Raw genomic sequence first — 21245 nt, 5'->3', positions numbered from 1 at the left:
ATCTCTGTTAATGCGATAACAACCGTTTATATGCCTGAACAACACTAAGCTGATAAACGGCTGGCGAAGTTGTTAAATTTCTATTTTTAATAAATGTTTAAAGAAGTTAATTACCAAACATTTTCAAAGCTTCATCAAATTGTTCAACTGAGTGATCTTCCGAGATGACAATATTGTCATTTTCTCCGTTGTTATCGATTAATTTTGCCTGCTGTTTTATGGTTGTGTATTGGAATAAATCAACAACTTCAATTTCTTTATTAAAGAGTTCACCTAAACTTAGACTAAGTTGAACTAACTTAAATGAAGAACCGCCCAAGTCAAAGAAATTGTCACATGAGCTTATATTTTCTTTTTTTGTATTTAATATTTCAGACCACAGCCCCAGTATTTTCTCTTCTGTTTCATTACTGCAAGGAATTACTCTCTTGTTGACGATAAAGTTACTGGGGTCTGGTAATCTGGCTATATCAATTTTACCGCTGCTATTTTGCGGGAACTCTTCAAGCTGAATAAAATAGGCCGGAACCATATAATCTGGCAGCCGTTCAGCAAGTGCTGATTTAATATCATCACTAATAAATTCAATATTGCTATATAGGTAAGCCACGAGGAATTTATTATCTGAGTCTTGAGAGTTAACGGTTACAAAGACATCGCAGATTGGCTTTGCATCAAATTGATTTGTGCTACTGAGTTCAGTCATCACTTGTTGAATAGCTATTTCTATTTCACCTAATTCAATGCGATAACCGTTAATTTTTACCTGGTTGTCTAAACGACCGAGATAGACTAAACCCACGTCTCCAACATATTGAGCCAGGTCACCTGTTCTGTAATACCTTTCTCCGTCAATCATGACAAACTTTTGAGCGGTTAATTCTGGGTTATTGATATAACCTTTAGCGAGACCCTGTCCTGCAATAGCAATTTCCCCAATGGCGCCCTCAGGTAATATTCTCAAGAAATCATCAATCAAAACGACTTTTTCACCTGGCATCGGAAAGCCAATGGGAATGGTGGTTGTATGAATTTGACGGCTGTCATTAAATTCAAACGAAGTGGATTGTACACAACACTCGGTAGGGCCATACGCATTAGATGCGTTAGGAACAGATTGCCAGCATTTTGCAAAGTTATACCAGTTATGTTTTTCCAGTAATTCACCACCTATCATAAGGTGATTCACAGAACAGCAAATGGCCTGCTCGTTAAATTGTGTATGAATCATTCTGAGATGAGTTGGCGTACAATCAGCAATGTGAATATTATTTTCATTCCAGAATTCAACGACTTTACGCCCATCTCTCCTCATGTCATCAGGCACGATATGCAGGGTATGTCCCAGTAACAGCGATGGATAAAGCTGTTGTACTGATGCGTCAAAGCTCAATGCCGAGATCATCGATACGTTCAGAGAGCCTGAATAATTTTTATAGACGCGTTCGTATAGCCCTTGCACCAGGTTGATGACGGCTCCGTGGGAAACTTCCACTCCCTTAGGATTGCCTGTTGAGCCAGAAGTGAAGATAACGTAAGCAGAATCACCGGCCTCTGCGTCGTTAAATTCAGCGTCTAGGTTTGTATTCGTGGTACTGTCAGTCGATCCGTAAATAATGCTATTACAATCACTGAGCTCACAGGCCGTGTCATGAGAGACAATCAGATATTTAATGGCGGCCGTATCTTTAACATAGATCTTCCGTTTGACCGGCCAATTTACATCAAATGGGCAATACTTGGCGCCAATTTTCAAAACAGCCAGCATGACAATAATGGCCGAACATGAGCGTTTCATATGTATACCGACGGTATCATTTTTTGCAACGCCTTGTTTTAACATTTCAAATGCAAAAAGATTACTCAGTTCATCTAACTCTGCATAGCTGAAAGAAGCGTGCGCATCCGTTACAGCAATCCGTGTGGGATGCATCTTGACTCTTTTCATAAACAAAGCGGGGATCGTAGAGCCGCTTTCTATTTCAGGTACTGTTTTATCAACGTCTATGTGAGAGGGTTCTGATAGTTTGAGTGAAGAAAGCGGGTTTTCAGATCGTATCTGCCGAACCAACAACTCAACCATCTTTATAATTTCGTTATAATAGTTGGCATCATAGAGTGAATGAATCTCACAAAAAATATTTTCGCCGTCATGCTCAAAAATAAACTGTGAACAGGAAAAGTCCTCTATTTCTTTATTAACGCCCTGACAGTTTTTGAGTATTACTGCTGAAGTGAACTGAACATCCCCTTCAAAAATAGAGGTAAAAGAGTTAACCCCGTACGGTAAAACATCCTGTATGCTTTTTGATGTCGATTTTATTAAATCTATCAATGTTTGCTCGTAGATAAGCTTTACTGGAACACACAACATGCCAGCGCTTTCGTCCTCGCAATGATAGCTCGTGGTTAAAATGACCGATTCATTAGTACGAAGCATTGTCGACTGGATAAATCCGATTAAAGAGATAAGTAATGCACTTAATCTTTTATCAGAACCGTTGGCTATCGATAACAAGTTTTTAGATATTTCACTTGAAAGGTAAATCTTATCTACACCTGAATTATCGTTACTTTTAGTAAAGTAGTTAGAAAACTCCGGGTGTTTACAGTTATTGATAAACCCCCTCCAGAAATGTTCCTTTTTTTGAATTTTGTTTAGCTCTTCTACTTCATTAATCATAATGACACTCTGCTATATTATTTCTATTTAATTTTTAGCAAACACATTTATAGAAAAAGAGTATTTAATATTGTATTAGAACGACTATTTCTATTTATTTTGCGCTTGATTGGCTGTTAAATAAGATTAAATTTACAATGGTATATGTAGAAATAATTTTCCGAAACATATACCAAATTAATTAAATTATAATGTTTAAGTTATTTCAGTGTTAATTATTTTATCATCTGAAAAACTCAGCGGGAACCTATGAGCGGCTCCATACCATCGTAATTTCAGGCTCGCCGGTATGTTCATCGATACCCTGCTCTTTTTCTTCAAAGCCCTGACTTTCATAAAACTGTCTGGCTTTGGTATTCTTTTCATAGACATTAAGCGTTAAAGAATTACGGACTTCAAATGCATGATTTAATAATTGCAACCCGATCCCTCGGTTTTGATACTCAGGAAGTACAAAAATTGAAGCCAAAATATTATCAAGAAGACTAATAAAACCGACGATTTCCTTGTTTATCGTCGCGACAACCGTCTCGGAATTTGGAATATAAATTTCTTTCATATCTTTTTTACATGAATACCAAAAGTCTTTTGATACAAATTCATGGCACTCAATTGAAGTATTAAACCAAACATCGACTACTGCTTGTACATCACTGTCAATCTCAATCGGTCTCAATTTTATATCACCAGAATATTTATTACTCATTTTCTTCTCCTGTTAAATATGACTTTGACAATAAATTATCGTGTACTTTAACACATTTTTCATGTAGTAAAATCTATATCATCTTTTAAATATTAACATGTCAGTGCTCTAAACTCGCTTTCTCTATAAGAGTCTTTCTACGGTTAGCTAATTTTGCGCGTCTAGAAACTGTCTCACTCGCGGACTTAATATTTATTACACTATCATCCGATGTATTATGCTCAATATATGATACTAACTTATTTATATTGGTGTAAGTAAAAAAATCTACAATTTTAATTTTTCGTGGCAAAAATTCATTTAATATATTGGCTATACGAAGGATTTTAATTGAGTTTGCCCCTAGCTCGAAGAAACTTTGGTTTTGATCTATATCAGATACAGCTAAAACATTCTCAAAAACCTTAATAACTTTTTGTTTGTGTTCTGATTTGTCATTAAAGACAAATTTACTCTGTCTTTCTGGGGTCACTTCGGGTAAGGTGCGTTGGTCAATTTTACCATTGCTAGTTAATACTATACGATCCAGTTTAATAAAAATGTTTGGCGTCATGTAATCGGGTAATCTGGCGTTGATATAGGCCCTTAAATCGCTTTCAGGAATATGAACGTCAGCAACATAATATGCCACAATCTGACTCTCGCCATGAATATCTTTCACCAATACTGCCGCATTATGGCAATCTTTATACGACCTAATAACAGAGGCTATTTCATCTAGTTCTATTCTATAGCCTCTTACTTTAACTTGATTATCATTGCGACCAATATATTCGATAATCCCTCCGGCTCTGATAACCGCTAAATCTCCCGTTTTATACATTCTTTCATTAGGGATAAACGGGTTTGAAATAAAGCGCTCTGAGGTTAACTCATCCTTATTGAGGTATCCACGTGCCAGTATTTTCCCCCCGATATAAAGTTCGCCGGGTACTCCCTCAGGTTGTGGCTGTAAGAACCGATCTAACACATAGATACGCGCGTTATTAATCGGGCGGCCGATCGGTACTGACAACTTTTTCTTGTCTGCCTGCGGATCATATTGATAATACATGCACCCGACCGTTGCCTCTGTCGGGCCGTATTCGTTAAAAATCCCAGATGGGTTAACTAACGAATTTGCTACCTGACGGCACAATGAGGTTTCAAGTTGCTCACCACCGACTATGAAGGTTGATAAATTGCTATGGCAGAAATCGGTTGTTTGACTCAATAGATTGAGTTGAGAGGGGGTGAGTTTAATATGCGTCGTAGCCGCCAGCTTACTGACCTCCTGTATTGATTCCAGTGAATTTTTCCCTACAATTTCAATGGTGCCGCCGGATATCAGTGGACACCATATAGAGGTCACGGTTAAATCAAATGCCAGACTCGTAAATAAAGGATAGACTGTTTTTTTACTGTCGTAATGATATTTCTCTATAGCCCAGTATACATAGTTCATCACTGTTTGATGCTCGACCATGACTCCCTTGGGTTCACCCGTTGAACCCGAAGTAAATATGGTGTACATCAAATCATTTTCTTGATGATCATGCTCCGGAATTTTTGCTTCTACCGTCGGTAATGCAACAAAACTTCTGAGTTCTGTATCCTCAATTAACCATTTAACACCTTGAGTAATAATATTACTGACGCGTTCTTCTGGGGTTGATATGTCCAAAGGAACATATACCGCACCTATTTTGTTAATGGCAATAAATAAAGCAATAGTATGAGCACTCGGCTTACATTTAACAGCGACTAAATCTTTAGACGTAATCCCTTTTGAAATTAATCCCTGAGAAATTTTATTAACTAAACTATCGAGTTCATTGTAGGTAAATATTTCATTAGCTGAACGAATAGCAACTTCATTACTATGGTTTTCTACAGATTTATTCCAAGCGTCTACTGAGTGAAGAGGTTTATCTGAAACGATATCATTATCATTAAAATCAAAGACAATATTCTTGTACTCTTTATCATCCAGTAAATTCAATTCACTTAAGGTCAAATGGGGTTGTGTAGCGATATACCCAATGATCTTGCTGAAATGGATCAAAACTTTATCCATTATCTCTTTATCAAATTTGGCACTGTTAAAGCTAAATTTTAATAGGGCATCATCAAGTAAATTAATTTCCAAAGTAAGGTCAAAATTTGTTGTTTCAAAAATATCATATGACTCGACACTAACGTGAGTTGACAGCGCACTTAATCGCTTGGCGAGTGGATAATTTTCAATGACAACGATACTATCGAAGAGGTTTTGCCGGACTTGGTTAACATGTTGTATTTCTGATATCGGATACTCAGTATAGCCATCTCTTTCGAGAATTTGATTATGCAGTTTTTTTACCAGACTTATTAAACTGAGAGAGCCATTCAGATTATCCACAACGAGTGGAGGCGTTTGAATATAAAGCCCAATACTATCTTCAATACCGGCCAACAAGTTATCTCTTCCTGACACGGTGGTTCCAAAACAAACAGAGTTAGAATCATTATATTTGGATAAGATCAAGCTCCAGGCCGTATAAAATACGGTTGCTATCGTAACTTCATTACTTTTGCAGAATTTGTCAACCGATTGTAATAGGACTTTATCCAGGGAGTGAGTCAGGCACTTTATGCTATACGTTTCAGAGTCATTGATTGAAGGCAGACTTATTGCTGCGTCAACATCTATTTTGTTAACCCAGAAGTCTCTGGTGCCCTTACAATCGCGTACCTTATTCAAATGTTGAATATAATGTTCATAATTAAGGTTGCAGTCTTCATCACTTAGGTGTTCGTTATCATAATAACTCCAAAGTTGATTGATCAGGATCCCAAGGCTCCAGCCATCTAGAGATATATGATGATACTGTAGATGGAGTAGTGATTTATGCGTACTTAGTTTATGCAGTGTTAACTTTACTGGGTTGGTCTCTAAATCAATTTCAGTCTCACAAAACTTAATTCTATCATTGTAACTATTGATATCATGAACAAGATCTGGGTTTACATGTATAACTGATAATGGATTATACTTATGTTTAAATATAATTTGTACGGGTTGGCTTAAACCACGCCACCTTAATATCGTACGTAGAGAATCATGCTCAGATACCACTTTATTCCAGGCTTTCTCTAATCGCTTATCATTAATATCGCCATTAAGGACTAGAGTGAAATTGGTGACGTAAATACTTTTGCTTTCTTCTTTAATGGAGTGATATAGCATCCCTTCTTGCAAAGGGCTTAAGGCAACAATGTTGTAATTCACAGGCATACCTAATCGATCATGTCGTTAAATTTAGTTAATTGGATTCATAAATTTCATGAGCATTTTCTATGCCCATAAATACTTTGGATATTTTCAAATACCCCTCCGATAGTACTCTGGTATTTCTCATATCCTGTAACATACAGTAGTAGTCATCCAGTTTTTCCGTTTCTATAATGGCAAAATCTTGAAACTCAGCCGTGAATCCTTCGGTGTCTATGGTTCGCATATTAATCGAATTTTTGTATTTACTGAGTATTTCCGGCAGAGATTCGTTCTGGAGTTGTTGACGCTCTGAACGATTAAGTGCATTCCATTTTTCGTTAAAAACTAAAGTCCAGATAATGACATATTTCATTGTTGCACCTATATAATGTTAGCGATATCACGAGATAAGCTGTTGATGACATCCAATGTGTATTTTTGCAGGTAAAAATGGCCTCCCGGAAACGCGCTTATCTGACTTTGACCTGAAATATATCTACCCCAGTCTTTCATAATTTCAGGTGTGACTGCGGTATCCTCTTGGCCGGAATATAGGCTAACTAATATTTCAGGGTGGATAATAGACTCACTCATTTTCCAGTTTTCAATGGCCTTGAAATCATTCCTGATAATATTAAGCATGATTTTCAGTACTTGCTCATTTGCGATTAACTCACTGACATCCCCTAATGTTTTTAAATATTCTAAAAGCTCAGGGTCTGTCATTGTGCCGCGACGGGCAGCTTCCGTATTTCTCAAATGCGGCGGTTTATAAGCAGAAAGGCCAAGCCATATAGGGTATAAAGACTGCATTTGTAATCTGAGCGTTAATTCATAAGCAAGCAAGGCGCCCATACTATGGCCAAAAAATGCAAATGGCTTATCAGTTTCAATCTTGGAAAGGAATAGTTCAATCATGTCTTCGATTGATTCCAAGCTGCGCTCCCCGAAACTCATTCCTCTGCCAGGAAGTTCTAAAGCGTTAAATTCAATCCAGTCCGGTAATTCTCGTTGCCATGCTCTATATAACATGTGTGAGCCACCAGCATGATGCAAAAGGTATAATTTCAATTTTGCATTTTTAGGGGTATTTAATTTAATTAGATTTGGCATAAAAACTCTGTATTACAGTGATGTTAATTCTGACTGTTTATTGATGCTCAGCGATTATTCAGTCCAGAAGGAAATCAGTGACAAGTTATACCTGCCACTGTTCGATATTTATTGATGACTAAATAGAATTAAAAATTAAAGTCCAACAACTCTTCTGTTTGCAACGTGTTATTTTTATCCCATTCACCTTTGCCTAATAACAGCCTGATACTGTCATCGGGTTTAGAGGCAATGCCTTCTAAGAGTGCAATATATTTATCTTTGAAGCGTTCAATACTTTCATCTCTAAATAGCTCGCTTTTGTATTCGAAGCTAAACTCATACCCTGTTTCTGTTTCTTTGACAAAGAACGCCAAGTCAAATCGTGAACTTTCCTGGCTTATATCATAGCGGCTGAATTTAACATCCGGTAATGTAAAGTCCGCCATTCCAATGTTCATATACGAAAACACGGTATCAAAGATGGGGGTTCTATTTAACCTTGGCTTAATATTGAGCGCTTTGACCATATCTTCAAATTGAAAATCTGAATTTTCAAATGCTGCAATGGTATTTTCAGCCACATTATTAACAAAACATTTAAAAGATAAATCGTCGTCAAGTTTAAATGTGATAGGTAATAGGTTGACAAACATACCTATTATATCTTGTAACTCGCTTTGCGGACGACCTAATATAGGTGTGCCAACTGCAAACGCATCTTGGCCAGAAATATCTTTAAGGAATAGAGCATATGATGAGATAAACAGCATAAATCTCGTTATATTTTCTCTATTGGCAAATTCATCCAGTCCATCGCTCAATTTTTTGTTAATTGTGAAATAGATACGTTGACCTTTATGACTATGGCTGTCAGTTCTGGGATAATCAGTCGGTAATTGCAGTTCTGATACCTGCTTTAAATTTGAAATCCAGAATTCTTGCTGTTTCTGTATCCGACAACTATTCGCCATATTATGTTGCCAAACCGTGTAGTCCTTATATTGAACATCTAAAGGTTTCAGGCGCTTATCTTGGTATATCTCTAAAAAATCTCTTACAAAAATATCCTGAGAAAGGCCATCAGAAATAATGTGGTGCAAATCTAAGAAGAAAATGTATTGATCTTCTTTCACCTCAATTAAGATCGGCCTCATTAACGGAAGTTCATTTAGGTTAAAGGGTTTAATGAGACTTTGAACCTGATTTTTTATTTCCTCATTGCTCAAACTTGATGAGTTCAACTTTACATGTTCTAAATTGATCTCAAGATCTTGATGACATTTCTGCCTTGGCTCTCCGTTAATGAGTACAAATGACGTTCTCAATGAGTCGTGCCGTTTAACCAGTGACTGTAGTGTTTTGTTGAATTTGTCTTTGTCTAATTTACCTGAGATGCTAAAAGCGGCTGTCTCATTATAGGCCACCGAATTTTTATCTAATATTTGTTGCAAATAGAGTCTTCTCTGGCCTGGTGAGAGGGGGTAGTTCTCTTGCTCTTCTGCCGGCAGTATCGCCTGATACTCCGATTTGCCAAATTGAGAATCGGTTAAAGCAACAATGTCTTTAATCGTCGGGTTTTTAAAGAAATGCGTTAACGACACGTCGATCTGACAGCTTTTATGGATTCTTGATAATAGCGTTATCGCCTTCAGAGAGTTTCCACCCAGATCAAAGAAATCGTCCTTCATGCCTATCGATTCAATTCTTAAAAATTCTTGCCAAATTGAAACGAGTTTTTTCTCAATCTCACTGTTCGGTGCGACATACTCAGAGTCCAAATCAGGTCTTGCTGAATAACCGCTATCATCAGACCCCTCCTCATTTTTACTTAAAGAAGGATTTGACCATTGTGCAATTCTGGCATTGATATCTGCGGTTGAAATGACAACCGCATCCTTTTCCTGATACTTAAGTACCTCTTCTAATAATGAAATCCCCTCTTCTTTCGTCACCAGAAGGTGTGACAGGCTGCTACCGATTTTCGCATTAAGTTCTGTTTTTTTAGCCAGTTCCCAGCCATCCCAATTAATCAATGTCCATTTTTTGTCATTTTGCCGGTTGTGCCGTAATACAAAAGCGTCTAGATAAGAGCTGGCTGCTGCATAGGCAAAAAAGCCTAAGCCACCCAAAATAGGTGCCAGGGAAGAAAGGATTAAACAAAAATCGTAATTAACGGGTTCCAATACCTGCTCTAAAACCTCTATTCCTTTTTGCTTAGAGGTAAGATGACTATCAATATAATCACTCTCAGTTTCATTGATTGATCTCAGAGAGGCCTCACCGGTCAAACCCGCTAAGTAAAATACACCATCAATGCGACCATATTTGGCAGTGGTATCCTGAATAAATGCGCCCATCGCGACCCGATCACTCGCATCGACTTGAGCGAATTCTAAATTAGCGGCATCATTGGACACTTTTTGCCATTTGTCATCGATATTTTGCCGGGATCGTGAGGTAATGATGAGGTTTGCGTTATATTCAGTGGCAAGATATTGCGCGAAAGTGTGTCCGATAAAGCCTCGTCCGCCAATCAGGAGATACACACCCTCTTTTTTCAATCGAGAAGTCTCATCATTCATGATCGGTGAGTAAGGTAAAAACACCTCAGCCCATCTTCGGTTATTGCGGTAAACGACATTTTTATTGTCACGCTCGGCTATTTCGCGGATCAGCTTGTCAGCAGAACAATCATTCAACGCACCGACATCAATAACCTTACAGCACAACTCATGGAATTCTTGCCGAATAACCGTGCTGATAGACATCATAGCAGCAGCAAATGGATTAATGTCCGGTTCATTGCATACCACAACGCCATTCTGAATCAGCAATGTGACATTCATTAAATTAGGGTGACTGGAAAATGCACGGTGCGATTTTAATAAATAGAGTACAGCGGCCAGTTGCTCATTGAGAGACAAGTCAACATTGATACAATCGATGACCATTTCTTCTATCGAGATTTCGTTATTATTGAGCAAATCAAAGAGATTTTTGTAGTCGTCATAGTTTAGACAGCGAAGGGTGCTCAGTGCTTCAATTTCTAGCTCGCATTCGGAGCCAACCTTAACTCGAACCGCTTTTTGATAATGATTTAATAATGCTTTTTCAAAGGTTGTACTTTGATCATTAGAAGAGCCAAGCTTGAAGATTAGCACCGATTTTGTGCATTCCACTGGCTTTGTAGATCGCAAAATATGTTGCTGCCAAGCGGCTTGATAAAGCCAATCTGACATATTGTCATTCTTTTTAATACAAAATTGATCTTTCTCTACGTGTTGAATGCCAGAAAATAAGCTCAAGAAATTGGCGTTTTTGGGCCAGAAAACACTTTTTTCAAAAGCATAACCCGGTAGTGATATACGCCTACAATCTTGTGCGATGCTAACTTTTCGCCATTGTATCTGAATTCCCTGTTGCCATATTTTGCCTAACCCAGACCAGAATAAATACGGCTGAGTTTGCGCTTTATTATCCTCAGGCAGCAATTGTATGATCGACTGTGAAGCATCTTGGGGGACATATCGGCGGACGAGATTAACGAGATCTCTTCCCACTCCGACTTCAATGAATACACAAGACTTATTATTGAGAATATTTTCCAGACCGCGAATAAAACAGACTGTTTTTTCCGCCTGGTCAGCCCAATATTGAATTGATGTTGACTCGGCGGCGGTCAGTTCCTCACCGGTAACTGATGAAATAATAGGAGTTTTAGGTTCACCTAATGTGAAACCCGAAAGTACCCGCAACAGTTGTTTATTTATCGCCGCCATAGCCTGAGAATGAGCGGCGTGCTTAGACTTGATCGGGGTTGTTAAGATACGTTTTTTCTTTAATATCTGGGAAAATTCCTCAATTGATTTTTCATCAGATGAAACAATGCAGGAATCTTTATTATCTACAGCGACAACGATACCGCCAGAGCAAAGTGCTAATACCTCTGACGCCGGAAGCGGAATACTCAGCATGGCACCGGTAGGCAGGCTCTGCATCAGCTGCCCCCGTTTAACGACAAATTTTAGTGCATCTTCTAATGTGAATACTTCTGCAATTGTGGCTGCAACCAGCTCCCCAAAACTATAACCTAATAAGGCCGAGGGCTTGATACCCGCTTCAATTAAGCAATTAGCCAGTGCATATTCAACAATGAAAATTGCCGGCTGTGCATATTGCGTTTCACTGAGATAATTGACCTTATCATTGTGAAACCATTTTTCTTTCAATGACTGACCAAGATACCTTGAAACTATCGTCAAGCAGCGATCAACTTGCGAGCGGAATACCGCATGTTTTTCATACAATGACAACGCCATATTTGTATATTGTGCACCTTGTCCTGGCAACATAAATACAATATGACGTTCCGAATCTTTTGCTTTCGTTGGGTTCACGGTGACCTTTTCCAGTGCTTCACCTATCTCTTGAATATTTGAACCCACAAAAGCCTTACGGTAACGGTGGTGGGTTCTCCCCTCTTGTAGCACATAGGCAATATCACACAATCTGTGTTTTTGTGAGGATCGAAGCGCAGTAAGGATATTTTGTTGATTATGATTAAGCGCGGCAGGTGTCTCAGCGGATATCAAGAAGACGTTAGGGTATTCATCTTCATGAAGCGCTTCTTGCTTATCGGCTTCAGCGAGCACGATATGGGCGTTAGTCCCTCCAATCCCGAAAGAACTCACGCCGGCAATGCGCTTTTCGTTAGCCGGCACAGACCAGTCCATGAGTTTATCTACGACTTTAAACGGCGTTTCTTCTATGTGAAGCTTATCGTTTGGCTGGTGATAGTGAAGCGTCGGTGCTAGCTGCTTATGCTTCAGTGACATGACCGTCTTAATCACGCCAGCAACACCCGCTGCCTCATCTAAATGGCCAATATTACTTTTCACTGCCCCCAACCAGCAGACATTGCCGGAATTTCGGAACACTCGTGACAAGGCAGAAACTTCAATAGGATCGCCAATTTCGGTTGCTGTTCCGTGGCATTCAATGTAGCTAACGTCTTCGGCTTCTACTCCCGCCAGCATTTGAGCACTCGAAATAACTTCTGCCTGCCCTTCTACGCTGGGTGCGGTGAAGCCGACTTTGCGCTGACCATCATTATTGATTGCCGAACCCTTTATGATCGCGTGTATGTGATCATTGTCTTCCAAAGCCCTGTCTAACGGTTTTAACAGGAGAATACCGGCTCCACTCCCCCCCACCGTACCATTCGAATCGATGTCAAAAGGACGGCAATGACCGTCGGCAGAACGAACCATTCCCTGCTGATACAGATAGCCAGACTCTTGAGGCAGGGTAATTGATACCCCCCCTGCCAACGCTAAATCACAATCACCACTTAGAATAGACTGACATGCCGTATGAATGGCAACTAGCGACGTTGAACACGCCGTATGAATCGCCATTACGGGACCATTCAGGCCTAATCGGTAGGCCGTCCTGGTAATGATTGATTCAGGCAGGTTCCAGTTTACGATATCAAACGTTTCGGCAGGCGTAAGCTTTTGTTTAAGCAAGTTTGAAATCCAGGGGATGTTAGATGCCGCACCGGCAAACAGCCCTATCCTTTCACGGCTATGACTCGGAGCATAGGCCGCATCCTCTAATGCATGCCAACAGCACTCGTGCAGTAACCGGCATTGGGGATCCATCTTATCCACTTCATCTTTAAGATAGCCGAATACATTGTTATCGAAAGACTTATAATCATCGAGGACCGCTTTAGCGGCGACAAAGTTGGGATCGTTTATCTCCTCCTCTTTGTAACCGCTTTTTATTAACTCTTCATGGGGGAATTTTTTAATACTTTCCTTGCCTGAAATCAGATTTTGCCAAAACTCTTCGGGGGTTTTTGCATCAGGAAAATTACAAGCCATGCCAACAATGGCAATATCAAATGAATCTGTCATAAATTAATAACCAAATTTTATATAGATAATTGAGAGACTAAGTCTTCAAGCTCTGTGGATGATAAGGAAATAGTCGGGAAGTCAGTCAATGTATATACACGCTGATATAATTGGTCTTCCAGATTAAGTAGAGATTCAAGCGTATCTCGCAGGGTATTAGTGATATTGGTGATATCACTTTCATTCACATGCGTATTCAGGTAGCTCATGCTGACTTTGCAAGAACCTTCCCAGTAGATATTACAGTCCAACAGGTCTGTATATAGATTATCTTCATGTGAGATGATATTGGGATGAATCGATTTTATTTGGATCAGATCGGTTGTCTCGCTTTGATCAAAGTCCCCAAGATAATTAAATCTGGGTAACTTATGTTCATATTCGTATTGACTTCCTGTAGGGCTGTAGCGAATAGATTGATATCCCATACCATTATCCTTCACTGCACGTAATCTTTCCTTAGCTTGCTTGATATGGCTGATAATATCTTTGTTGCAATCAATAACCAGAGGATAAATTGAGGTAAACCAGCCTACCGTTCTATTTAGATCGAGATCGCTGGAATGTAAGCTTCGACCAATACCTTCTAATTCAACCGTAAAATTATTTTTGTCGAACTGTTTAAATAACGCATAAGTAAAAATTGCAAAGAATAATTCATTCGGCTTGATTTTCATTGAGGAACATAACTGCAAAAATTGCCCCTGATCCCTGGTCGTCAGGTTGGCATTAAAATACTTTATTTCCGGCTTTTCTGAAAAGTATTTAGCGATGTCTGCAAGCGCTGTCGAACGGCTCTGTGCTTGCCAGTAAGACTGTTCATCAGCATCAAGATCACGATAATGATCTTCAACCAGACTAACCCACTTGGCAAAACGGTTGTTTGGTTTTGGCAGAGAGAGCGTTTTTCCCTGAACCCGTTGGCTGGCTAATAGGTTGAGATCATCAAGTAAAACCCTCCATGACACACCATCCACAACCAAATGATGGGCAAAAACCATCAGCTCCTGTTCGCCCTCTTTCCGTAACAGAACCGCTTGAAATAAAGGTGTTTGAGGCCATTCTGTTTCATTCAATCTATTTCGTACAATACTCTCTTTCTCTTCGAAACAAATCACATCCAGCACATCAATTTTTACTAAGCTGTCGTTGTCTTTAACCAATAACTTACGACTACTTTCATCAAAATACGTATTCAATATCGGATGAGAAGAGATAAGTCTATTGAATATTTTTTCAAGATCTGAATTATCCAGTTGACTGGATATTTTCAGAGTCAACATTTGATGGTAGATATCTTTTCTATCTAAACCTAAACCAGTAAACCATTTCATAATGGGTGTTAAAGCAAACTCATTAACTTCAATGTCTTCCTCTTCACAAGATACAGGGGTTCTATCATTAATGAGTCGGCATAATGCTCTTGGTGTCGGTGACTGAAAAATATCTTTCACTTTTACCACTAAGCCTTTTCTTTGTAAAAGTGTGACTAATTGAATGGCCTTAATCGAATCACCACCGTATTGATAGAAATTACTGTTTACGGTTAGCTCTTCGCAACGCAGAATATGCTTAAATTCATCGAGTACACTTTTTTCAATATCACTGTTCTCTATCTCATCATCAATTTCTTCAACCTCAAATTTAATCTGAGATAAAACATCGGTATTCACTTTACCATTAAATGTTAAAGGTATTTCATCGATAAATTTGAAATATTGAGGAACCATATAAGCAGGAAGGTAGGATGATAAATAGTCAGAAAGCAGAGGCTTGCTGGCCGTTTTCTTATCATCAGCCACGATGAAAGCCTTCAATAACGCAGAGCCACTTTCGATTTCATCGACCAGAACCACAGCATCTTTGACGAGTTCGTGCTTTAACAACCGACTCTCTATTTCATCCAGCTCAATACGATGTCCTCTAATCTTTATCTGCTTATCTATTCTTCCGATATAGATGATGTTTCCTGTCGCATCTCGGTAGGCTAAATCGCCTGATAAATAAGACCGTTGACTAGGATGAAATTTATCTGTTACGAATTTCTCTCTGGTCAGTTCTTCTTTATTCCAGTATCCCGCCGATATGCCATTACCTGCGATAACAATCTCACCTTTGATATACGGTGTACAATGTCTGCCATGTTTGTCTAAAATATAAATTTGAGTATTGTCTATCGGAATACCAATTGGAACAGAGATGGCCTTGTCATGGCAGGGGTTATATTTATAGATCATACAACCAACCACTGTCTCGGTAGGCCCATATTCATTTAATATTTCGACTTTTCCATGAAACTGCGTATCAGTGTGGCTCGCTACTTCCACTTTTAAGCTTTCTCCACCGACAACAAACCGGCGCACAGAACAGTGTCGCTCTATATTTTCATGCTTGATGGCCTGCAAATGCGAAGGCGTACATTTGATGACTGTCGCTTTGCTATCATGAATAATCTCGCTCAGTACAAAGTTAGTACTTTCCCGATAGATTTTAATTGCTGCACCGGCCAGCAATGGCGGGAAGATAGAGGTGACTGTCAGATCGAACGTCAGCGGTGTGTAGTAAGCGGCGACATCTGATTTTTCAGGGTAATAAGTCTTAGCCGCCCACTGACAATAATTAACTAATTCAGCCTGACGAATAACGGTACCTTTAGGCAAGCCCGTTGAACCTGATGTATATATCAAATAAGCCGCTGTTTCACTCTGGCATTCACAGGGCACCGTTTCCGGGTAAATCCCGTCGCTCGTCTGTAGTGAGGTCAGGTCATAATGAGGAAAATACTCAGGTAAAGATGATGCCCATTCTGTCGGACATAAAATTAAACTACACAGACTATCATTGAGTATGTACGCGATTCTTTCGTCCGGTAAATCCCGTTCCAGCGGAACATAAGTCGCGCCAATATGCATAATGGCCAGCAGTGCTGCAATTTGCAGCGAACTTTTTGGTAATAATACGGCGACACGAGAATCTGTCGAAATGCCATATTCTTTAAGCTTACTGCTGATTGCATTCACTTTATACTGCAAGTCTGCATAAGTAACTTCAGTGTCACCCTCTATCACCGCGACACGTTCTGGGTTAGTACACGCCGTTTGATTAAATAGCTCGATGACAGTCAGATGAGTACGCGCAGCATTATATTTAGCCGATTCAATTTCTTTTAATTGACTCTGACTCACTAAATCGAATTCGACCAGTTTACGCGACGGGAATTGGCAGACCTGTTCGCAGGTTACTATGAATTGGTCGATGATAGAATCTACTTGCTGTTCAGAATATTCGTTTGTTTTGAAGTCACAATATATTTTTGTGATCTTTTCATTAAACAGCTCTTTGACGAGAAACTGTATAGAATATTGCTGTTCACCGGGAAATATATCCTCGACAATCAAAGGTAAGTTTTCCAGCGTTATTTCATATTTTGTATTTGAGTAGTTATAACTTACGTCAAAAATCTCTTCGCTTCTTTCATTATTATTACTGACAGTTTTAAGCAGATCTGAATAATCGAATCGCTGATGCCGGTAAGCTTCTCGGGTGTTTTTACTTACTTGGTGTAACAAATCCTCAAATGATTGCTCCTCATCTACCTCACATTGCAAGGCAATTGTAGATACCGTCATTGAGTTTCGATGAGAGTCAGTCTTTTTTCTACCATGCAAAGGCATGCCAACGGTCAACGTTTCCTGCCCCGAAAACCTTCCCAGTAACAGGTACAATGCAGCAAGATATATCGAACTTTCCGAACAACCGCATAGGGAGGCAAGCGCCTTCACATGATCGGATACTCGATTGGGAATATTATAGACTTTCCTCTTTGCAGCGGTGGCTAAGCTTTTATTTCCCAGAATAAAGTGAGTACCCCCATCCAGATTAGAAAGCGCTGATTGCCAGTATTCGCTATCTTTAGAGTGAGAGTGGCTTGAAAGATACTTTTCTTCTCTGTCCAGAAAGTACTGTTGGTCGTCTTCAACAATTTTTGCATCTTCTTTGTTATTAACGCTATTTTCATAGCATTCACAAATTCTGCTGATCATATTTTGCATGGTTGTCGCATCAGCAATAATATGATGCAACTTAATCAAAAAACCATATTTTCTTTCAGTGACCTTGTAGACGGAGAAGTCATATAGTGATGAATCCGTTTGCATTTGAGCAGACAATACTTGATGACGCCACTGATCAAATGCGTCATCGGGCTTGTCATTCGCGCTAAAATCGAATTTTCCTATCATAAATTCGGTTCGTTCTGAAATCACAAGCTTTGGGGGAACTTCATTATTCAGAACAAAATTTAAGCACTGATTTTCTCTAATAACCTGTATGATTGCATCGCGTAACTTAACTAAATCCAGATTCTTTTCGACGCTACAGGTGCCACCAATATTGAACATACCCGTCCCTTGGTATTTTTCTTCTGTAGCCCATATACCTCTCTGGATCCTTGTCATACTATATAATTTATTACCGCAAGACATTTTTATAACCTATTTGTTTGTTTAAATTTAAAATTTCATATGTGATTTATGAAGCGTTATTTTTAAAATGACCGATTTTTAAATTTTAGATATCACCTGGCTTTTATAATATGATCATATTGATTTTTTAGATTGTTTCTGAACGTATTAAAGGGTTATTTCTGGATTATTCCTTAGCAAACTGAATGCGGCGAACGAGTATAATTGAGCAATTAAATATACTTGCCAGTAAGCTGAAAATTAAAAGTGTATACATCAATAAAAAGCTACCAGGCATCCAGATAACAAATGTTTTCCAGGAAATATTTAATATTGCCATCGGCAAAATGAGACTCAGTACGGTACAAAACATACAAAAAATAATTAATGAAATTAGAATAAAACGATTTTTCTTGGAAAAACTCTCTCTTTCTTTCACGAAAATATTTCGATAAATTCTAAAACCAATCAATAGAATAAAGGGTAAAACAATCAGGCTTATAATTAAAAAAACACGATCAAATGAATCAAATAACTTAACGTCATCGGGAGAAGTTAATTTTAATATTTGTTGATTTGAAGAAAGTTGATCTAATATCTGCTCGCCAATAGCAAAAGTCACATTGCTATTTACATTGGCCATGACAGCAACTGCGGCGCCGGAACCCACATTAACACCAACAAAACTAGAAAAGCTTGGGTTCATGCCAGTATGGAATATCTTCTCTCCATTAACATACCATCCCATTGCATAGTGACTGTTATTCCCTTCGTTTGTCACCACCGCTTTATCTGGCGTAAACATCCGTTTTTTAGCGTGCTCTAATGCTGGATAATCATCACCACTCAGAAAACGCAGCCACTTTTCCATATCTATAGCATTAGTTTGAATATATCCGGCAGGAACATTGGCTACAACAAAAGGCGCATTATACGGTCTGGGTGCAAGGTAACTTATTTGATGGCCTGTAGATTTGTTTTCAACAAAAGCCTCTACAGAGGTCTGGTTCATGTTGAACGGCGCTAAAACATAGGTCTGTAATAGTTGTTGGTAAGACATTTGCGTCACGATTTCCATCATTCTGGCTGCGATGCCATAATTAATGGTTGAGTAGGAGTGACTATTTCCAGGCACACTCTGGAGTTCAATCTTGTCGATCTTATTGAGCATATCTGCCAGAGACGTATTATCTTGACCGCCGTAGACAAAATCGATACTTGAAAATGGAATATCGGATGTATGATGTAATAACTGCAAAAATGTAACTTCGACCGGTTTACTATCATAGTAGAATGACAGAGCAGGTAAAATTGATGAAACCTTAGTATCACCCTTTATTTTTCCCTCCTCAATTAACCTTGCTGCTATAAACCCAGTAAACGCCTTACTGGTTGACGCTAATTCAAACAGGGTTGTTCCATCAATGTTTTTATCAGCGTTCATCCTTTCTTTGCCCAGGAAAATAAATTTTGCGTCTTTTTTGCTATCTAAAATAACTATTGACAACCCTGGGATCTTGCCAACGTTCATATACTCAACGAGCTGCTTTTCTAAGGCATCATTCCCGGTCGATTCAGTTGCTGCATAGGAAATATTTATGAATATAAAACTGAAAAATATAAATAGATACTTAAATTTCATCTTATATATACTCTTATAATCGAGATTGACAATACTATTATAATGCGACGTTTCTGTTTTCATTTTCGAGAAAAATATCAGTATTTCTCCTCCATTTATTTATTTTATTTCTTAGATAGATAAGGGATAAAACAAATACTGAAATATCTGTTATAACGAAAGATAACGCCATATTTTCAACACCAAACATTTTATATATAAACCAAAGCAGGGCCAGCTGAACAAAAAGCTTAGAGAGAACGATAAATGTAGCATATTTCACTTCACCGATGCTTTGAAAGAAGCCGATAAAGATTAGGGTAAGCCCCAAAAATGCCAGTCCAATGAAAATAGATGATGCAATGTCTGTTGTTTCTTTGATCAAGGAAGGATCATCGGTAAAAATTTTAAACACCAGGTCGAAAGATAAAAACATTGAGAGAGTTAAAATAATCGAATATATACAGGATATTAGGCAAGCAACTTTCAAAGCACTTAAAGATCTCAAGTACTTTCCGGCACCAAAATTATAACTTGATAAAGTCTGTAATGCTGCCATCATTGCAATTAATGGAAGTATTAAAAAGCTGAGTATTCTAAATATAATACCATATGCACTGAGTAAGCTTCCCGCATTATCTAAGCCACTTTCTTTAATAAGAGAATTTACTAAGAATATGATTGCGCCATAAGAGAGATTGCTGATTAATGTAGGTATACCCAAGATCAATACTGAAATGACTATACTTATTTTAAAATTAAAGTTTATCAATGAAAGATTGATAGCCGTGTGATGAGATCTAAATAGCAGGAATGCCCATATCAAAGCGATGAGGTTTGCAACGATAGTCGCTATTGCAGCGCCTCCTATTCCCATTTTAAGTACAACGATAAATAATGCGTCAAATACAATGTTTGCCACTGATGCAGTCAGCATTATTGCAAACATTTGTTTGGTTTTCCCTTCAGCTCTGAGGAGATCACCCGCTATAATGGTAATAATTAAAATTGGCATACAAAGTATCAGAGGATAAGCATAATCATATGCATAACTAATGATATCTTCGGTTGCGCCTAATGCATAAAGAATACTGTCTAAATTTATCAACCCGACTAAAGTTAAAAATAGAGATATTATTAATCCTGATATCAGGCTGATTATTGCGACTTGATTAGCATCACCATTATTACTGGCACCTAAATGGCGTGAAACCAGGACGGCTGTACCTGTACCAAACATCACGCCTATTGCGCTGATAATGAGTAAGACGGGAAAGAATATCGAGAATCCTGCCATTGCATATGTGCCAATATAACGAGTAATAAAAATCGCATCAAAAAGACCATAAAGCCCTTGAATTGACATACCGAATATGATCGGGAAGGATAATTTCATGTAAACGGTAAAGATGGATTTGTTTACCATTTCGTTGTTATTTTTCAATGACAATTCCTTTTTACACTCTTGGTTATCAATCAAACCCAGTTTAAATTTTGGTATTGGTGTACAAACTATTCATA

The 21245-nt window shown here is 38.5% G+C and carries 9 protein-coding genes; all 9 read right to left on the bottom strand.

The genetic code is table 11. From position 1 onward, the window contains the following. Window positions 1-106 precede the first annotated feature (106 nt). Entirely contained in the window at window positions 107-2683 is a 2577-nt protein-coding gene (locus tag NXS07_RS07855; protein WP_230580090.1) for a non-ribosomal peptide synthetase, read from the bottom strand. Between the two features lie 247 nt (window positions 2684-2930). Continuing rightward, complete coding sequence (locus tag NXS07_RS07850) at window positions 2931-3389, bottom strand: GNAT family N-acetyltransferase (RefSeq protein ID WP_046335894.1); 459 nt, start codon at window positions 3387-3389, stop codon at window positions 2931-2933. A gap of 100 nt (window positions 3390-3489) precedes the next feature. Next, the gene (locus NXS07_RS07845; protein ID WP_258086499.1) at window positions 3490-6639 is read right to left on the bottom strand and encodes a non-ribosomal peptide synthetase; all 3150 of its coding nucleotides are present in this window, start codon (window positions 6637-6639) and stop codon (window positions 3490-3492) included. A gap of 34 nt (window positions 6640-6673) precedes the next feature. Further along, the gene (locus NXS07_RS07840) at window positions 6674-6997 is read right to left on the bottom strand and encodes a darcynin family protein (protein WP_258086498.1); all 324 of its coding nucleotides are present in this window, start codon (window positions 6995-6997) and stop codon (window positions 6674-6676) included. A gap of 8 nt (window positions 6998-7005) precedes the next feature. Then, window positions 7006-7737, bottom strand: coding sequence for a thioesterase II family protein (locus NXS07_RS07835; RefSeq protein WP_258086497.1), 732 nt, complete (start codon window positions 7735-7737; stop codon window positions 7006-7008). A 128-nt stretch (window positions 7738-7865) separates the two neighbouring features. Continuing rightward, on the bottom strand, window positions 7866-13640 hold the full coding sequence (locus NXS07_RS07830; protein ID WP_258086496.1) for a type I polyketide synthase: 5775 nt from the start codon (window positions 13638-13640) through the stop codon (window positions 7866-7868). A gap of 17 nt (window positions 13641-13657) precedes the next feature. Next, window positions 13658-18097 carry a non-ribosomal peptide synthetase gene (locus NXS07_RS07825; RefSeq protein WP_258086503.1) on the bottom strand — a complete coding sequence of 1480 codons (4440 nt, stop codon included), beginning with the start codon at window positions 18095-18097 and terminating at the stop codon, window positions 13658-13660. Between the two features lie 193 nt (window positions 18098-18290). Beyond that, on the bottom strand, window positions 18291-19745 hold the full coding sequence (locus NXS07_RS07820) for a serine hydrolase domain-containing protein (RefSeq protein WP_258086495.1): 1455 nt from the start codon (window positions 19743-19745) through the stop codon (window positions 18291-18293). A gap of 37 nt (window positions 19746-19782) precedes the next feature. Then, window positions 19783-21168, bottom strand: coding sequence for an MATE family efflux transporter (locus NXS07_RS07815; protein WP_258086494.1), 1386 nt, complete (start codon window positions 21166-21168; stop codon window positions 19783-19785). Window positions 21169-21245 lie beyond the last annotated feature (77 nt).

The sequence above is a fragment of the Xenorhabdus bovienii genome, assembly GCF_024721015.1.
GTDB lineage: Bacteria > Pseudomonadota > Gammaproteobacteria > Enterobacterales > Enterobacteriaceae > Xenorhabdus > Xenorhabdus bovienii.
The sequence above is the reverse complement of the archived record's forward strand: the minus strand, read 5'-3'. Positions and strand labels throughout refer to the sequence as shown.